The 14853-nt window shown below is 67.6% G+C and carries 12 protein-coding genes; 8 read left to right on the top strand and 4 right to left on the bottom strand.

Features of this window, described 5'->3' with window-relative positions; translation table 11 throughout:
* Positions 1–22: 22 nt before the first annotated feature.
* Both AC1DP9_RS03710 and pdxR read right to left on the bottom strand, forming a co-directional pair.
* Positions 23–1117, bottom strand: coding sequence for a J domain-containing protein (locus AC1DP9_RS03710; protein WP_477106909.1), 1095 nt, complete (start codon positions 1115–1117; stop codon positions 23–25).
* 60 nt (positions 1118–1177) lie between these two features.
* A complete protein-coding gene (gene pdxR / locus AC1DP9_RS03705; protein WP_477106648.1) occupies positions 1178–2686 on the bottom strand; it encodes a MocR-like pyridoxine biosynthesis transcription factor PdxR in 1509 nt (502 codons plus the stop codon).
* Positions 2687–3009: 323 nt separating this feature from the next.
* Here pdxR and AC1DP9_RS03700 point away from each other — a divergent pair, with 323 nt between their 5' ends.
* The 8 genes from AC1DP9_RS03700 (at position 3010) to AC1DP9_RS03665 (ending at position 11124) form a co-directional block, all read left to right on the top strand.
* Positions 3010–4626 carry a cbb3-type cytochrome c oxidase subunit I gene (locus tag AC1DP9_RS03700; protein ID WP_092293345.1) on the top strand — a complete coding sequence of 539 codons (1617 nt, stop codon included), beginning with the start codon at positions 3010–3012 and terminating at the stop codon, positions 4624–4626.
* Positions 4627–4629: 3 nt separating this feature from the next.
* Positions 4630–5232 (top strand): cbb3-type cytochrome c oxidase subunit II, encoded by a 603-nt coding sequence (locus AC1DP9_RS03695; RefSeq protein ID WP_092293219.1) that lies wholly within the window; start codon positions 4630–4632, stop codon positions 5230–5232.
* Positions 5233–5275: 43 nt separating this feature from the next.
* Complete coding sequence (locus AC1DP9_RS03690; protein WP_441644199.1) at positions 5276–5887, top strand: c-type cytochrome; 612 nt, start codon at positions 5276–5278, stop codon at positions 5885–5887.
* Between the two features lie 46 nt (positions 5888–5933).
* Positions 5934–6575 (top strand): SCO family protein, encoded by a 642-nt coding sequence (locus AC1DP9_RS03685; RefSeq protein WP_477106647.1) that lies wholly within the window; start codon positions 5934–5936, stop codon positions 6573–6575.
* The gene (locus tag AC1DP9_RS03680; RefSeq protein WP_477106646.1) at positions 6572–7285 is read left to right on the top strand and encodes a hypothetical protein; all 714 of its coding nucleotides are present in this window, start codon (positions 6572–6574) and stop codon (positions 7283–7285) included. The genes AC1DP9_RS03685 and AC1DP9_RS03680 overlap by 4 nt, the downstream gene beginning before the upstream one ends.
* Before the next feature lie 43 nt (positions 7286–7328).
* A complete protein-coding gene (locus AC1DP9_RS03675; RefSeq protein WP_092293225.1) occupies positions 7329–8516 on the top strand; it encodes an HD-GYP domain-containing protein in 1188 nt (395 codons plus the stop codon).
* A 92-nt stretch (positions 8517–8608) separates the two neighbouring features.
* Entirely contained in the window at positions 8609–9907 is a 1299-nt protein-coding gene (locus AC1DP9_RS03670) for a mechanosensitive ion channel family protein (protein WP_477106645.1), read from the top strand.
* 143 nt (positions 9908–10050) lie between these two features.
* The gene (locus AC1DP9_RS03665; protein WP_092293229.1) at positions 10051–11124 is read left to right on the top strand and encodes an NAD(P)-dependent alcohol dehydrogenase; all 1074 of its coding nucleotides are present in this window, start codon (positions 10051–10053) and stop codon (positions 11122–11124) included.
* A gap of 24 nt (positions 11125–11148) precedes the next feature.
* Here AC1DP9_RS03665 and purT read toward each other — a convergent pair whose 3' ends face one another.
* Both purT and AC1DP9_RS03655 read right to left on the bottom strand, forming a co-directional pair.
* Positions 11149–12351, bottom strand: a complete 1203-nt coding sequence (gene purT / locus AC1DP9_RS03660; RefSeq protein WP_092293231.1) for a formate-dependent phosphoribosylglycinamide formyltransferase — start codon at positions 12349–12351, stop codon at positions 11149–11151.
* Between the two features lie 150 nt (positions 12352–12501).
* Positions 12502–14703 (bottom strand): TonB-dependent siderophore receptor, encoded by a 2202-nt coding sequence (locus AC1DP9_RS03655; RefSeq protein ID WP_454757038.1) that lies wholly within the window; start codon positions 14701–14703, stop codon positions 12502–12504.
* Positions 14704–14853 lie beyond the last annotated feature (150 nt).

Here is a 14853-nt window from a genome sequence, read left to right as displayed (position 1 = left end):
TACTGGGCCGGCGCCAGCCGGTTCAGGGAAATTCCGATTCCGTGATGGTCACGCTCTTCGACTTGCCCATCACGCTGTAGAGCGTGAGCGTGTTGTTGGCGAAGCTCGTGCCGTTGGCCTCCTGGATCTCCTTGAGGTCGAAGCGCTCGGAACGGAAGATCTCCCCGGAGTCGAGGCTCCGGTAGCGCACGTCGTAACGGCCGGGCGCAATATTCTCCATCGTGAACATCGACCCGCTGCGTACGAAGCTTGTGCGCACCGGAATCGCCGCGTCACCCTCGATCGATACCAGTTTCAGGAACACATCGGACACATTGCGGGTGTTGTCCACGGTCACCGTGGACAACCCGTTGCTGTTCAGCACCGGATAGCCGGTCAGGTAGCCCGAGCGGCTCGGCCACGGCATGCCGCGCGGCGTGTTGGCCGGCCGGCTGTAGCGGGGCGGTTGCGGCGGGAAGGCTTCCTCGGCCCGGGCCGGCTTGACCAGCGCAACCGGGGTGTCGGCGGCCGAACTGGCGCTGGGCGTCCAGTCGCCAAGCAGGACCACGATGCTGGCCCCCACCGCGATATAGAGCAGGAAGGCCAGATGGGCCGGCAGCGGCTGGCCGCGCGGCGGCGGACCATCGGGCCGGGGTTCGGGTTTGGGGCGGAAACGGGTCTTCTCGCTGCGCGAGGGGCGGGCTTCTTCGGCTTTCTGCGAAGACTTGTTGTTGGCGCCGCGCGCGGAGGCACCCTGGGCGGATGCACCGCCGGCCTTGGCCCCTCCCGCCGCCCCGGCAGCGCCGCTGGCAGCGCGTGGCTGCCGGGGCTGGGCCTGCGGACGCGCCGTCTGGGGCCGCGCCGTGCCCGGCGCAGGGCGCGGCGGCACCTCGCGGCGGCGGGCGCGGATCGCCTCCATCCGCTCCTGCTCCACGATCCACTGGTCATGCTCCGCGCGCCGCCCGGGGTCGCTCAGGACGTCATAGGCCACGTTCAGCAGCCGCATGATGCGGTTGGATTCCTCGCCGTCCGCATGGCGATCGGGATGATATTTCTGGCTAAGCGACTTGTACGCGGCCCGGATTACTTCCTGGGGCGCGTCGCGGGATACCTTGAGGTTGTCGTAATGGGTATGCATCAAGCAGGAAAGACGCAATAGCGGAGGCCGACAACAATTAACGGCAGATTGCCGAATTTTTCAAGGTATAGCGGCCCGGCCCGGCCGCGTATGCTGGCTGGGCAACAGATGCACAGCCCCCGGCAACACCGCCCGGCCGTGGAGTGTGTCCAGCAGCCGCTGCATGGCCGCATCGATCTCCTCGATGCTGAGGCCGCCGTAGCCCATCAGCACGCCGGGGCGCGGCGGCCGCCCCGCGAACATGCCGCTGACGCCGTAGAGCCCGATCGACGCCGCCCCGGCCCGGGCGATAAAGGCGGCTTCGTCAGCCTGTTTCAGGCCGACCGGACGGATTTCGGCCACGAGGTGGATGCCGGCCGACGCCGGCAGCGGGGCCAGCCAGGGCGACAGGTCGAGATCGAGCCAGCGCAGCAGCGCCGCGCGCCGCGCCGCGTACTCCTTGTGCATGCGCCGCAGGTGCTTGGCGAAATAGCCGTCGAGCATGAACTTGGCCAGCGCGGTCTGGGTGAGGGTGCAGCTATGCCAGTCGCTGGTCTGCTTGGCCCGGCACAGCGCCTGCGCCAGCGGGGCGGGCGGAATCACGTAGCCGATGCGCAGTTCCGGAAAAATAGTCTTCGAGAATGTGCCGACATAGGCGACCACGTCGTCATGGTCGAGGCTCTTGAGCGAGTCCATCGGCCGGCCCTCGAAGCGAAATTCCCCGTCGTAGTCGTCCTCCACCACCAGCGCGCCGCGCCGCTGCGCCCAGTCGAGCAGCGCCAGCCGGCGCTCCAGGCTCATCGGCATGCCGAGCGGGAACTGGTGCGAGGGGGTGACATAGATGATGCGGGCGTCCGCGGGCAGGGCGCTGACCACGATGCCATCCGCATCCACCGGTACCGGCACCACCCGGGCGCCCGCCGCCGTAAAGCTCATGCGGGCGGGCGGATAGCCGGGGTCCTCCATGGCCACCACGTCGCCGGGCCGCAGCACCACCCGCGCCAGCAGGGTCAGCGCCTGCTGGGCGCCCTGGGTCATGATCACGTCGTGCCAGTTGCTGACCACGGCGCGGCTGAAGGCCAGGTAGCGCGACACCGCCAGCCGTAGTTCCGGCTCGCCGGCCGGATCCCGGTAGCCTGCCGGCACGCGCGCCTGCACGCGTATCGCATGGCTCACGCAGCGGCGCCACTGGTCGAACGGAAACAGCCGCTTTTCGGTCACGCCGCCCATGAAGTCGTACTGCGGGGAGACGCCCTCCTGGCGGATCGGCAGCGCGTCCGGCATCGATTCCCAGAGCGCGTCGGCCGGCTGCAAGGCCGTGGCGTGCGTGGGCAGGTTGCCGCGCCGCGTCATGGCCGCCGCCACGAAGGTGCCCTCGCCGGTGCGCGAGCGCAGATAGCCCTCGGCGGTGAGCCGTTCGAAGACATCGAGTGTTGTCTTTCGGGAAACACCGAGTTGCGTGGCAAGGTCGCGCGTCGACGGGAGCCGCTCTCCAGCGGCCAGCCGGCCGTCGAGAATACCGGCGCGCAACTGGCGATAAATCTGACTGGCCAGGCCGTGGCGGCCTTCAATGCTCAAGTGGACGTTCATGATGGGGGCGGGGGCGAGTCATCGGTCGGAAAACCGCGCGCAGGCAGGCGCTGCCGCCATTCTAGTTAAGTTGCATCCTTGATGCAATTTAAGGTAATTCGACAAAAAACCACGCTGCGGGGGCGGGGTCCGGCGCGGCGCTCTCCAGGGGGCGGGCTCTCATCGGTGCCTCGATTCAGTACCCGCTGCGCGCCCCCTGCGCGTATCGCGCCTGCAACCTGAGGCGGCGGTGGTCACCCAAAAAACGCAGGAAGTGGCTATGGGCGCCTATCCGCCCCGTGCGTAATCTGCGCAGGACTCATCTCATGCCTGCCGGCAATGCCATGAATACCATCGCCATTCTGCTCTCCGCGTTCCTGCTTTCCGTGATCGCGCTGGCGGCCTTTATCTGGAGCATGCAGAAGGGCCTGTTCGATACTTCGCCAGCTGCCGCGCGGGTGATCTTTGCCGACGGCGAGACCGGGCACCCCGAGGATCCTGCCTCGGCGCACCTGACGCCCGGGCTGGACGATCCCTCCCGCGATGCCGCCGATGCATCTTCCGCGCCAGTCGTGTTCCTGTTCATCTGCTGCGCCATGGTGTGGCTGGTGGTGGCGTCGATGGCCGGGCTCACCGCCTCGATCAAGCTGCACGAACCGGACCTGCTCGCCAGCGTGCCCTGGCTGTCCTTTGGCCGCATCCGCACCATCCACCTGAACGCCGTGGCCTACGGCTGGGCGCCGATGGCCGGGCTGGCCATCGCCCTGTTCCTGCTGCCCCGGCTGCTCAAGACGGCGCTGGTCGGCGCCCGTTGGGCGGTGCTGGGGGCGGCGGTGTGGAATGCGGGGCTGATTGCCGGCATCGGCAGCATCGGCGCGGGGATTTCCGATGGGCTGGAGTGGCTCGAGATTCCCTGGCAGGTGGACATCCTGTTCGTGATCGGCGGCGCCTTCGTGGGGTTGCCGCTGGTGCTGACGCTGGTCAACCGGAAGGTGGATCACCTCTACGTGTCGGTCTGGTACATGGGCTGCGCGCTGTTCTGGTTCCCGGTGCTGTTCCTGGTGGCGAACGTGCCGGGCGTGCACTTCGGCGTAGAGCAGGCCACCATGAACTGGTGGTTCGGCCACAACGTGCTGGGGCTGTTCTACACGCCGCTGGCGCTGGCTTCCATCTACTATTTCCTGCCCAAGATCATCGGCCAGCCGGTCCGGTCGTACGGGCTCTCGCTGCTGGGTTTCTGGGCGCTGGCGTTCTTCTACGGGCAGGTGGGCGGCCACCACCTCGTGGGCGGGCCGGTGCCGGGGTGGCTGATTACGCTATCCATCGTGCAGAGCATGATGATGCTGATTCCGGTGGTCGCGTTCTCCATCAACCAGCACCAGACGCTGCGCGGCAACTTCCGCCGGCTGATCGACTCGCCGACGCTGCGTTTCATCACCTTCGGCGGGATGATGTACACGCTGAGTTCCATCCAGGGCTCGTTCGAGGCGCTGCGCACGGTGAGCCGCGTGGCCCACTTCACGCACTACACCGTGGCCCACGCCCACCTGGGGCTGTATGCGTTCGTCAGCTTCGCCTTCTTCGGCGCGCTGTACTTCATCGTGCCGCGCGTGACCGGCCGCGAATGGCCGTACCGCTGGATGATCTACATGCACTTCTGGCTCGCGGCGGGCGGCATCGGCATCTATTTCGTCTTCCTGAGCATTGGCGGCTGGCTGCAGGGGCTGGCCATGCTGGACGCGGCGCGCCCGTTCATGGACTCGGTCGCCGTGACCCTGCCGTACCTGCGCGCCCGCTCGCTGGGCGGGGCAATGATGCTGACGGGCCACCTGTTCTTCGTGACGAACTTCGTCTGCGCGGTCTTCGGCTTCGGGCCGAATCGTGACCGCCCGGCGCTGTTCCACCAGGGCCGCCTGCGCAAAACGGGCCAGTCGGGCCAAAAACCTGCCGAGGGAGTCTGAACCGTGAACAATGAAAGCGCCCTGCTGGCGGGGGGCATGACCATGCTGGCGCTGGCCACCAGCGCGCTGGTCGTCCTGCCGTATCTGCAACTCCAGGACGTCAAGCCCACCGAAGGCACCAAGCCCTATACCGCCGCGCAGCTGCGCGGGCGGGAGGTCTATATCGCCAACGGCTGCATCTACTGCCATTCCCAGCAGCCGCGCGACAGTTCCTACGCGCCGGACGCCAAGCGCGGCTGGGGTCGCGTGGCCGTGGCCGGCGACTACTACTACGACAAGCCGCACCTGCTGGGCACCATGCGCACCGGGCCGGACCTGATGAACATCGGCGTGCGCCAGCCCGGCGCCGACTGGCACCTCGGGCACCTGTACCAGCCGCGTGCCTACGTGAGCGGCAGCATCATGCCCAGCTACCCGTACTTGTTCGATGTGAAGGACGCGCCGGAGCCGGGCGACAAGCCGGTGACGCTGCCCCCGGGCTACGCACCGCCGGGCAAGGTGGTGGTGCCGACCGCCGCCGCGTCTGACCTGGTGGCCTATCTCCAGTCGCTGAACCGCACCGGGGCGGTGTTGCCGCCCGAAGGTAGCGAGTCGAACCCGCGATAAGCACCCGCGATAAGCACCCGATAAGCATCCGCAGAGGAAACAGATGGCAGATCCATCGGAAGAACGTCAGGCCGCCGCGGCGCGTGCCCGCGAGAATGCCGATCCGCACGAGAACCGCGCGCCGATTCCCCGCTACGTGCTGGCCATGGTGGCCGCGCTGGTGGCGTGGGGGGCGTTCTATATCGTGACGTCCGAAAGCGACCAGCCCTCGTCGCTGGGCGACAGCCGCACCCTGGCGGACCTGAAAGGCAAGCCGAAGGGCGCCGGCGGCGGCACCGTGGATGGCGCGGCGGTGTTCCAGGCCCGTTGCGTGGCCTGCCATCAGGCCACCGGGCAGGGTTTGCCGGGCGTGTTCCCGCCGCTGGCGGGCTCGGAGTGGGTGGTGGGGCAGGAGGCGCGGCTGGCCTCCATCGTGCTGCGCGGCGTGACCGGCAAGCTGACCGTCAAGGGCACGGCCTACAACGGGGCGATGCCGGCCTTCGCGGACCAGTTGTCCGATGCCGAAATTGCCGCGGTGCTGACCCATGTGCGCAGCCAGTGGGGCAATACCGCTGGCCCGGTAACGGCGGAAGCCGTCGCCGCCGCACGCACCCAGACGGCCGCCATGGCGGCGCCGTTCGATGGTGACGCGGCGCTCGGCAGTCCGGGTGGCTAGCCTCGCACACGGTGTTCGGCCCGCGCGCCCGCGCGGGTCTCTGGCTGTGCGCGCGGTTTTCGGTCTGGTGCTGGTACTGGGTGGCATCGCTCTCTGGGCCATCACGCATGGCCTGACCGCCTGGACGCTCGACCAGCGCCGCGAGGCGCGCATCGCCGCGCACGAGATGCGCCTGCCGCCCATCGCGGTGCATGACCAGCTTGGCCAGCCGCAGAGGTTTTTCGGCGAACTACCAGCCGCAGGACCAGCCGCAGGCGCCCCCGCCGTCTATCTCGTCGATGTCATCTACACCCGCTGCCAGACCGTGTGCCGCGCGCTCGGGGCCGCCTTCGCCCAGCTATCGCGCCAGGTGGAGGCGGACGGCATGGCGGGCCGGATCGGCCTGATCTCGCTGTCTTTCGACCCGCGCGATGACGGCGCCGACCTCGCCAGCTACGCCCGCGAGCATGGTGCACGGCCGCCGCAATGGCGGGTGGCTGCGCCGGACGCGCCCGTCGCCATGCAAGCGCTGCTGCGCGAGGCCGACATCATCGCCATTCCGGACGGCTTCGGTGGCTTCGTCCACAACGGCGGCCTGCAGGTGGTGGATGCGCACGGGGTGGTGCTGGGCAGTTTCGAGTTGGAAGACTTCCACGCGGCCTATGCGCTGGCCCTGCGCCATGCGGCGGCGGGCGGAGTGGGGCGATGAGAGTCGTCCGATTCCTGGCGTTGATCGCCGTCCTGATCGTCCTGGCCGTCCCGCCGCTGCGGGAGCCCCTGGAAGCCTCGATGGCCCTGCAGATGCTGGGCCTGCTGCCGGCCGTGTTCGCCGCTGGCTGGCTCGCTGCCCGCCTGGCCCCAGCGCGCTGGCAGGTCCGGGCGATGGCGGCGCTGCGGCCGCACGCGCTGAGTCTGCTGGTGGTGGCGACCTTCGGCTACGGGCTGTGGATGCTGCCGATTGCGCTGGACCTCGCGCGGCTGTCGCCGATGGTCAATGCCGCCAAATTCGCTACGGTGTTCGTGGCTGGCTTGTCAACCGGCATCGCGCTCCGCGTGGCGGCGTGGCCGCTGGTGTTGTTCTTCGGCGGCAACATGGTCTGGATGGGCCTGACCTTCGGTATGCTCTTCGTCGACGCACCCGCGCGCCTGTGCGCGAGCTACCTGATCGACGACCAGCGCATGGCCGGCGTCGGGCTGGTGGCGGGGTCGGCCGGGGTTGGGGTCTGGCTGCTGGCCTGGGTGGTGCGTCGCGCGGGATGGTCGAATTCGGAAGAATCCGAAGAAACCACTAAAGATCGGCCGGCGTTTGCCGTTAACGCGGGCCAAAAGGGTCTTACACAACTGGGTCGCAAACAACAACTGCGTGCCGCGGCAACGACCGCGACACCGGACAAGGGGCCTGACAGAGCCCCGGATTGACGGGTTCGCGGAGACATCCGCACCCATTTCAAGGGGCAAGTGCATGCTGAGAAGAATTCGCGCGGAACAGCTCCAGGTGGGCATGTTCGTGGCCAGGCTGGGCGGACCCTGGATCAACCACCCGTTCTGGCGCTCGCGTTTCCTCGTCACCAGCGACGACCAGGTCACGCAGATCCAGTCGGCCAACGTGCAGGATGTGTGGATCGACATCCTCAAGGGCCGCAACCTCCCCACGCCGGCCGCGCCGGAGATGATGGAGGCCGATCTCGCCGACGACGAGCCCGAGGCCAGTTTCGAGGAAGAACTGGAACGCGCGCGCGAGCTGATCAAGAGTGGTCGCTCTCTGGTCGGCAACATGTTCAGCGATGTGCGCATGGGCCGCGCGCTGGAGACCGCCGGGGCGCTGCTGCTGGTGGATTCGGCGTCGCTGTCGCTGTCGCGCCATTCGCAGGCGCTGCTGGCCATGGCGCGGCTCAAGGCCAAGGACGACTACACCTACCTGCACTCGTTCTCCGTGTGTGCGCTGATGATTGCCGTGGGCCGCACGCTCAAGCTGCCCGATGGCGAGGTGCGCGAACTCGGGCTGGCCGGGCTGGTGCACGACATCGGCAAGCTGACGCTGCCCGATTCGCTGCTGCACAAGGCCACCGACCTGACGCCGGCCGAGGAAGAGCAGATGCGCCGCCATCCGTCGGCGGGCTACCGCATCCTCAACGAGGCGCGCCTGTATACCAATATCCCGCTCGACGTCTGCGTGCACCACCACGAGCGCGTGGACGGGCGCGGCTACCCGTTCGGGCTGGTCGAGCACGAGATCAGCGTGCATGCCAAGATCGCGGCGATCTGCGATACCTATGACTCGCTGACCTCGCCCCGGCCCAATCACCAGGCCTGGGCGCCGGCGCGCGCGGTGGAGTACATCGCCGTGCGCGTGGACACGCTGTTCGACCGCCGGGTCTTCAAGGCGTTTACGCGGACGGTGGGCATCTACCCGCTCGGCACGGTGTTGCGGCTGCGCTCCAGCCGGCTGGGGGTGGTGTGCGGCCAGAACGAGGACGAGCCGCTGCGGCCGCGCGTGATGACGTTCTACAACGTGGCGGCATCCCAGGCGGTGCCGCCGCAGGTCATCGACCTGTCCCAGAGCGAGGACACCGTGGTGGCGTTCGAGGACGCGCGCCAGTGGGGCTACACCGACGAGCAGCTGATGGCGATGTACGCGCCGCACGGGTGAGCAGGTTTTCCCCTCTCCCGCAAGCGGGAGAGGGGAGACACACGCGGGGCTAGTACACTTGGCGCTTGTTTGATGACCGACCTGCCTGCCGCATGAATTTCGATGCCCTGCTGGACCTGTTCCAGCAACGCCTTCCCGCCCATCCCTCGGCCCAGATCGCGCTCTATGTGCTGGCGCTCGGCGTGATCGCCGCGCTGGCCCAGTGGCTGATCGCGCGCGTGGCGGGCCGCCTGGTCTACCGCGTGCTAAGCCTGTCCGGCCACCGCAACTGGGCCGCGGCGCTGCTGCGCCACCGCATCTACCGCCGGCTCGGCTACGCCATCTTCCTGGCGGTGATCGCGCTTGGCATCGGCGAGGTGCCCAACCTCGGCCGTTTCTCGCGACTGATCGAGCGGCTGGCCCATGCCGGCACGTGGGTCAGCGTGTTCCTGATGCTGTCCGGGGTGTTCTCGGCCTGGCAGACCGTGTTCGCGGGCAGCCAGCGCGCGCAGACGCGCTCGATCAAGGGCTATGTGCAGATCGCCCAGCTGGCGCTGTGGCTGATCTGCGGCGTGCTGGTGCTGTCGATCCTGATCGACCGCTCGCCGCTCTGGATGCTCTCCGGCCTGGGCGCGCTCTCGGCGGTGCTGCTGCTGGTCTTCAAGGACACGCTGCTGTCGCTGGTGGCCAGCACGCAGCTGACCACCAACGACATGCTGCGCATCGGCGACTGGATCGAGATGCCACAGTCCAATGCCGACGGCTTCGTCATGGACATCGCGCTGCACACGGTCAAGGTCAAGAACTGGGACAACACCGTGACCACGGTGCCCACCTACAAGCTGTTCTCGGAGAGCTACCGCAACTACCGGCACATGTTCGAGTCCGGCGCGCGGCGGATCAAGCGGACGCTGCGCATCGACGCCACCAGCGTGCGCTTTCTGGAGGACGAGGAACTGCACGCGCTGATGCGCTTCCGGCTGCTGCACGACTACCTGGAGATCAAGCAGGCGCAGGTGGCGCAGGCCAACCTTACCCTGAGCGGCCCGGACGACGACCCGGTGAACCGGCGCCGCCTGACCAACGTGGGCACATTCCGCGCCTACGGCATGGCCTACCTGCGTGCCCATCCCGAAATCCACCACGACCTGCTGCTGAACCTGCGCATGATGGAGCCCGATTCGCAGGGCATTCCCATCGAGGTCTACTGCTTCACCACGCTGACCGGCTGGACGGACTACGAGCGCATTCAGGGCGATATCTTCGACCACCTGCTGGCGATCCTGCCGGAGTTGGGGCTGCGGCTGTACCAGGCGCCGTCCGGTGCGGACCTGAGCGGGCTGCGGGCCAATCCGGTGCTCGGCGCGCAGCATGCGGCACTTGCCGTGGCGGCGGCGGACGCGCGGGCGTAACGGCGTTTCCTTGATCTGAAGCTTCAGACTTTGCAGCAAGCTTGCACGCGATCAACCCGCGCGCAGATGACCCGGCTCCGGATTGGCATGTCCTTGTCCCATCGCCTAGCCTGTTTATCTGCGACAACCGTCGGGAGTGCGTCATGGCAAGCATGCAAGCGTTGGTCTTCAAGGGACCCGGACAGATCGAACTCCGGGAAAAGCCGATTCCGGAAGTGGGGCCGACCGATGCGTTGATCCGCATCACGACGACCACGATCTGCGGCACCGATGTCCACATCCTCAAGGGTGAATATCCGGTCAAGCCGGGCCTGACCATCGGCCATGAGCCGGTCGGCGTGATCGAGAAGCTTGGCAGCGTGGTGACGGGCTACCGGGTGGGCCAGCGCGTGATTGCCGGGGCGATCTGTCCGAGCTTCCATTCCTATGCGTGCCAGGACGGGCGGCCTTCGCAGGACGGCCAGGCGCACGGCCATGGCTACAAGCCGATGGGCGGCTGGCGCTTCGGCAACACCATCGACGGCACGCAGGCCGAATTCGTGCTGGTGCCCGATGCCCAGGCGAACCTCTCGCCGATTCCGGATGGCCTGACCGATGAGCAGGTGCTGATGTGCCCGGACATCATGTCCACGGGCTTTGCCGGGGCGGAGCAGGCCAACATCAAGATCGGCGATGCGGTGGCGGTCTTCGCCCAGGGGCCGATCGGACTCTGCGCCACGGCTGGCGCGCGGCTGTGCGGCGCGGGGATGATTATCGTGGTGGATGGGCTCGACGAGCGTCTGGCCATCGCGCAGAAGATGGGCGCGGATGCCGTGGTGAACTTCCGCAAGGTGGACGTCGTGGCGGAGATCCTGCGCCTGACCGGGGGGCGAGGCGTGGACGCCTCCATCGAGGCGCTCGGCACGCAGGCCACCTTCGAGGCGGCGCTGCGCGTGCTGAAGCCGGGTGGCACCTTGTCGAGCCTGGGCGTCTATTCGAGCGACCTGCGTATTCCGCTCGATGCCTTCGCCGCCGGGCTGGGCGACCATCGCATCGTGACGTCGCTGTGCCCGGGCGGCAAGGAGCGGATGCGGCGGCTGATGCAGGTGATCGAGACCAATCGCCTCGATCTCGGACCGATGGTGACCCACCGGTTCCCGCTGTCTCGCATCGTCGAGGCGTACGACCTGTTCTCGAATCAGCGTGACGGCGTGCTGAAGGTCGCCATCACGCCTTGACCGGCGTCAAACCGGCTCGGCCGGTCAGCCCTTGCGTGGCTTGACGCGGCTGGCCGCGTCCTTGGCACGCTCGCGGGCCACATCCACATTTTCGGCGTAGGCCAGCGCCACACCCATGCGGCGCTTTTCGAAGCTTTCCGGCTTGCCGAACAGGCGCAGCTCGGTCTGCGGCACGCGCAGGGCGTCGTCCACGCCGTCGAAGACGATGCCCTGGGCTTCCACGCCACCGTAGATCACGGCGCTGGCACCGGGGCTCTTGAGCGCCGTGCTGACCGGCAGGCCGAGGATGGCGCGGGCGTGGAGTTCGAACTCGTTCTGCCACTGGGTGATCATCGTCACCATGCCGGTGTCGTGCGGGCGCGGGCTGACCTCGCTGAACCAGACCTGCTCGCCCTTGACGAACAGTTCCACGCCGAACAGCCCCTGGCCGCCGAGGTCGGCCGTCACCGCGCGGGCGATGTGCTGCGCCGTGGCGAGGGCCTTCGGGTGCATCGGGTGGGGCTGCCAGCTTTCCACGTAGTCGCCGCTGACCTGCACATGGCCGATCGGCTCGCAGAATTGCGTTTCCACCTGGCCATCGGCGCCCACGGCGCGCACGGTCAACAGGGTGATTTCGTAGTCGAAGTCGATGAAACCTTCCACGATCACGCGGCCGTGGCTCACGCGGCCGCCGGCCATGGCGTAGTCCCAGGCAGCCTTGACGCCCTCGGGGCCGTCGATCTTGCTCTGGCCCTTGCCGGAGCTGCTCATCACCGGCTTGACCACGCACGGGTAGCCGATGCCGCCGTCGATGGCGGCCTGGAGTTCCTCGAGCGAGTCGCAGAACTTGTACGGGCTGGTCGGCAGGGCCAGCGTTTCGGCGGCCAGGCGGCGGATGCCCTCGCGGTCCATGGTCAGCCGTGCGGCGCGGGCGGTCGGAATCACGCGGACCACGCCGGCGGCTTCCAGCGCCTCCAGCATCGGGGTGGCGATGGCCTCGATCTCGGGCACCACCAGGTCCGGGCGCTCGGCCTCGATCAGCGCCTTCAGTTGCTCGCCGTCGCTCATGGTGATGGTGCGGGCGTGGTGCGCCACCTGCTGGCCCGGCGCGTTCTCGTAGCGGTCCACGGCGATGGTTTCCACGCCCAGCCGTTGCAGCGCGATCAGCACTTCCTTGCCGAGCTCGCCGGAGCCGAGCAGCATCACTTTGGTGGCGGAGGGGGAGAGGGGCGTTCCGAGGGTGGTCATGGCGGGGCGGAGGTCTGGGGTGAACGGATAAAGACCGCGATTGTATACGGGCAGGATCGGCGCTCCAACCTGCCGCAAAGCAAAACGCCCTGCCAGGGCAGGGCGTTTCACATGTGGCGTAATCGCCGCAGTACGCGACGGGTGCGCGCCTTAGTACGCGATCTTCGCCGTCAGGCTGATGGCGCGCGGGTCCGCCGGCTGGACGTAGCCAGCGTACTGGAAGCCCCAGTAGCGCTTGTTGGCGAGGTTGGTCAACGCTGCGCGCAGCGTCAGTTCCTTGCCCGCCACGCGGGTGTTGTACGAGGCGCCCAGGTTGAACACCGTGTAGCCGCCCGCCGTCAGGTCGCCCTCGGGGCGGACCTTGGTCGTCCCCGTGTACTTGCCGTCGAGGCCCACCTTCAGGCCCGGCACGAACGGAATGCGGTAGCTGATCCGGCCCGTCAGGATCCAGTTCGGCGCACCGGCCACGCGGTTGCCGATGTTCAGCTGGCCCTGGTCGTAGGAGCTGTCCAGGTACATCGCGCTGCCGCCCACTTCCCACTGCGAGCCGATCCGCGTGCTGCCGGCCAGCTCCACACCCTGGTAGATCGACTTGCCGTCCTGGACGAAGACCGGCAGGGAGCCGCCGTCGTTGCGGCCGAATTCCGTGCGCTGCTCGATGCGGAACAGTGCCGCCGTACCGGTCCAGAGACCCTGGTCCGTCTTGGCGCCCACTTCGTACTGGCGGCTCTTGGCCGGCGTCAGCGCGGCACCGGCGTTCGAGTAGAACGACGAGACGATGCCGCCGCCGTCGAACGACTCCACGTAGCTGGCGTACAGCGTGGTGCTCGGCATCGGCTTGAACATGATCGCCGCGGTGGGCGTGATCAGGCCGTTCTTGGTGAAGTTGGTGTTGCCGCCCGTGGTGCCGGGGAAGCCGTAGCCGTTCTGCTCGTAGTTGGTGACGCGCAGGCCGCCCAGCACCGACCATTGCTCGGTCAGGAACATGGTGTCGCTGACGAACGCCGACTTCTGCTCGGTGTCGCCGGCGCGGTACTTGTTGAAGCCGGTCTGGCTGTAGTACACGCCGGTGTACGGGGCGTAGATATTGCCGTCGGCCAGTTGCGTGTAGACCGAGTTGGTGCTGTAGCGGTCAATCTGCTTCTGCCAGCTCAGGCCGGCCACCAGTTCATGGCGGAACGGGCCGGTGCGGAACTTGCCTTCGACCATCGACGTCCAGTTGGTGAACTGCTGGCTTTCGGCGCCGTCGTAGCGGAAGTCGGTGTAGTCGCCCAGGCCGTTCTGCAGGTTGAGCGTGGTTTCGTTACGGCTGCGCGACTGCTTGCTGAAGCTGTAGGTCGTGCTGACGGTCCAGTCGTCATTGAGCCGGTAGCGCAGGCCGGTCTGGTACACCTGCAGGTTCGAGTAGAAGTGCGCGTCCGGGCCGGCGTACAGGCCGCCGCGACCGCTGACCACGCCCGGGAGCTGGCCGCCGGCGGGGATCTGGCCGGTGTAGAACGTCGGCGTGGCGCCCCAGGTGTTGCGGTCCTGGTAGATGCCGTCGAAGGTCCAGGTCAGGTCGCGCGTGATGCGTGCGTCCAGGCCCAGCGAGACCGAATTACGGTTGATGCCCACGGCATTGCTGGGCTTGCCTTCCTCGTGCGTCAGGTTCAGGCGGTAGCCGAACATGTTGTCCGGGCCGGCGCGGCCGCCCACGTCGACGTGCTCGGTCCACACGTGCGACGAGCGGTAGCCCAGTTCCACGCTGGCCGTGAACTGGTCGGTCGGGCGCTTCGTCACGTAGTTGACCGTGCCGCCCGGGTTGCCGAAGCCGTACATGAAGCCGGAGGCGCCCTTGAGCAGTTCCACCTGTTCGAGCTGTTCGTAGGGCAGCGTCAGGCCGTAGCTGATGAACGGCATGCCGTTGATCTTGTACGCGTTGCGCCAGTCGAGCTGCAGGCCGCGCACGGTGGTGTACGCCGCCCACGCGTTATTCGCGTTGCTGTTGTCGGAGACCGAGGCGTCGTTGAAGAACACGTCGCCGATCTTGGTCACCTGGCGGTCGGCCAGGTCTTCGCCGGTCACGATGGTCGTGGAGAACGGCGTGTCGAGCTGCGGGCGGCTGCCCAGGGCGCCGCCGGAGGCCTTCTTCTTCAACTGCGGCCCAATCTCGATTTCCTGCGCCGCGCTCACGGTCACGGCCGGCAGCGCCTGCTCGGACGGGGCGGCTGCCGCCGGCTCCGTGGTCTGGGCGAAGGCGACGCCACACAGCGGGAATCCGGTCAGGACAGCCATCCGGGCGAAAGCGGCCAGAGGGCGCACGCGCGACGGCGCATGCTGCCGGCGTGCGGCATTGGGCAAGCAGGAGGTCATTGTTCTTTGGCTCGTAGGTGCGAATACTAACGGGAATGCGAACGATTCGCGTTAATTGGAAAAGACGAATGATCCTAGCCGAGCCTTGCGCCGTCAAGGAAAAGCCCGTGCGAAGACGGTCTTTTGTGGTGTTTTTGCGATGATTTGCCG

The sequence above is a fragment of the Cupriavidus sp. 01L43 genome (genome assembly GCF_056399925.1).
Note: the sequence above shows the minus strand (reverse complement) of the source record. Positions and strands in the feature narration are given on the sequence as shown.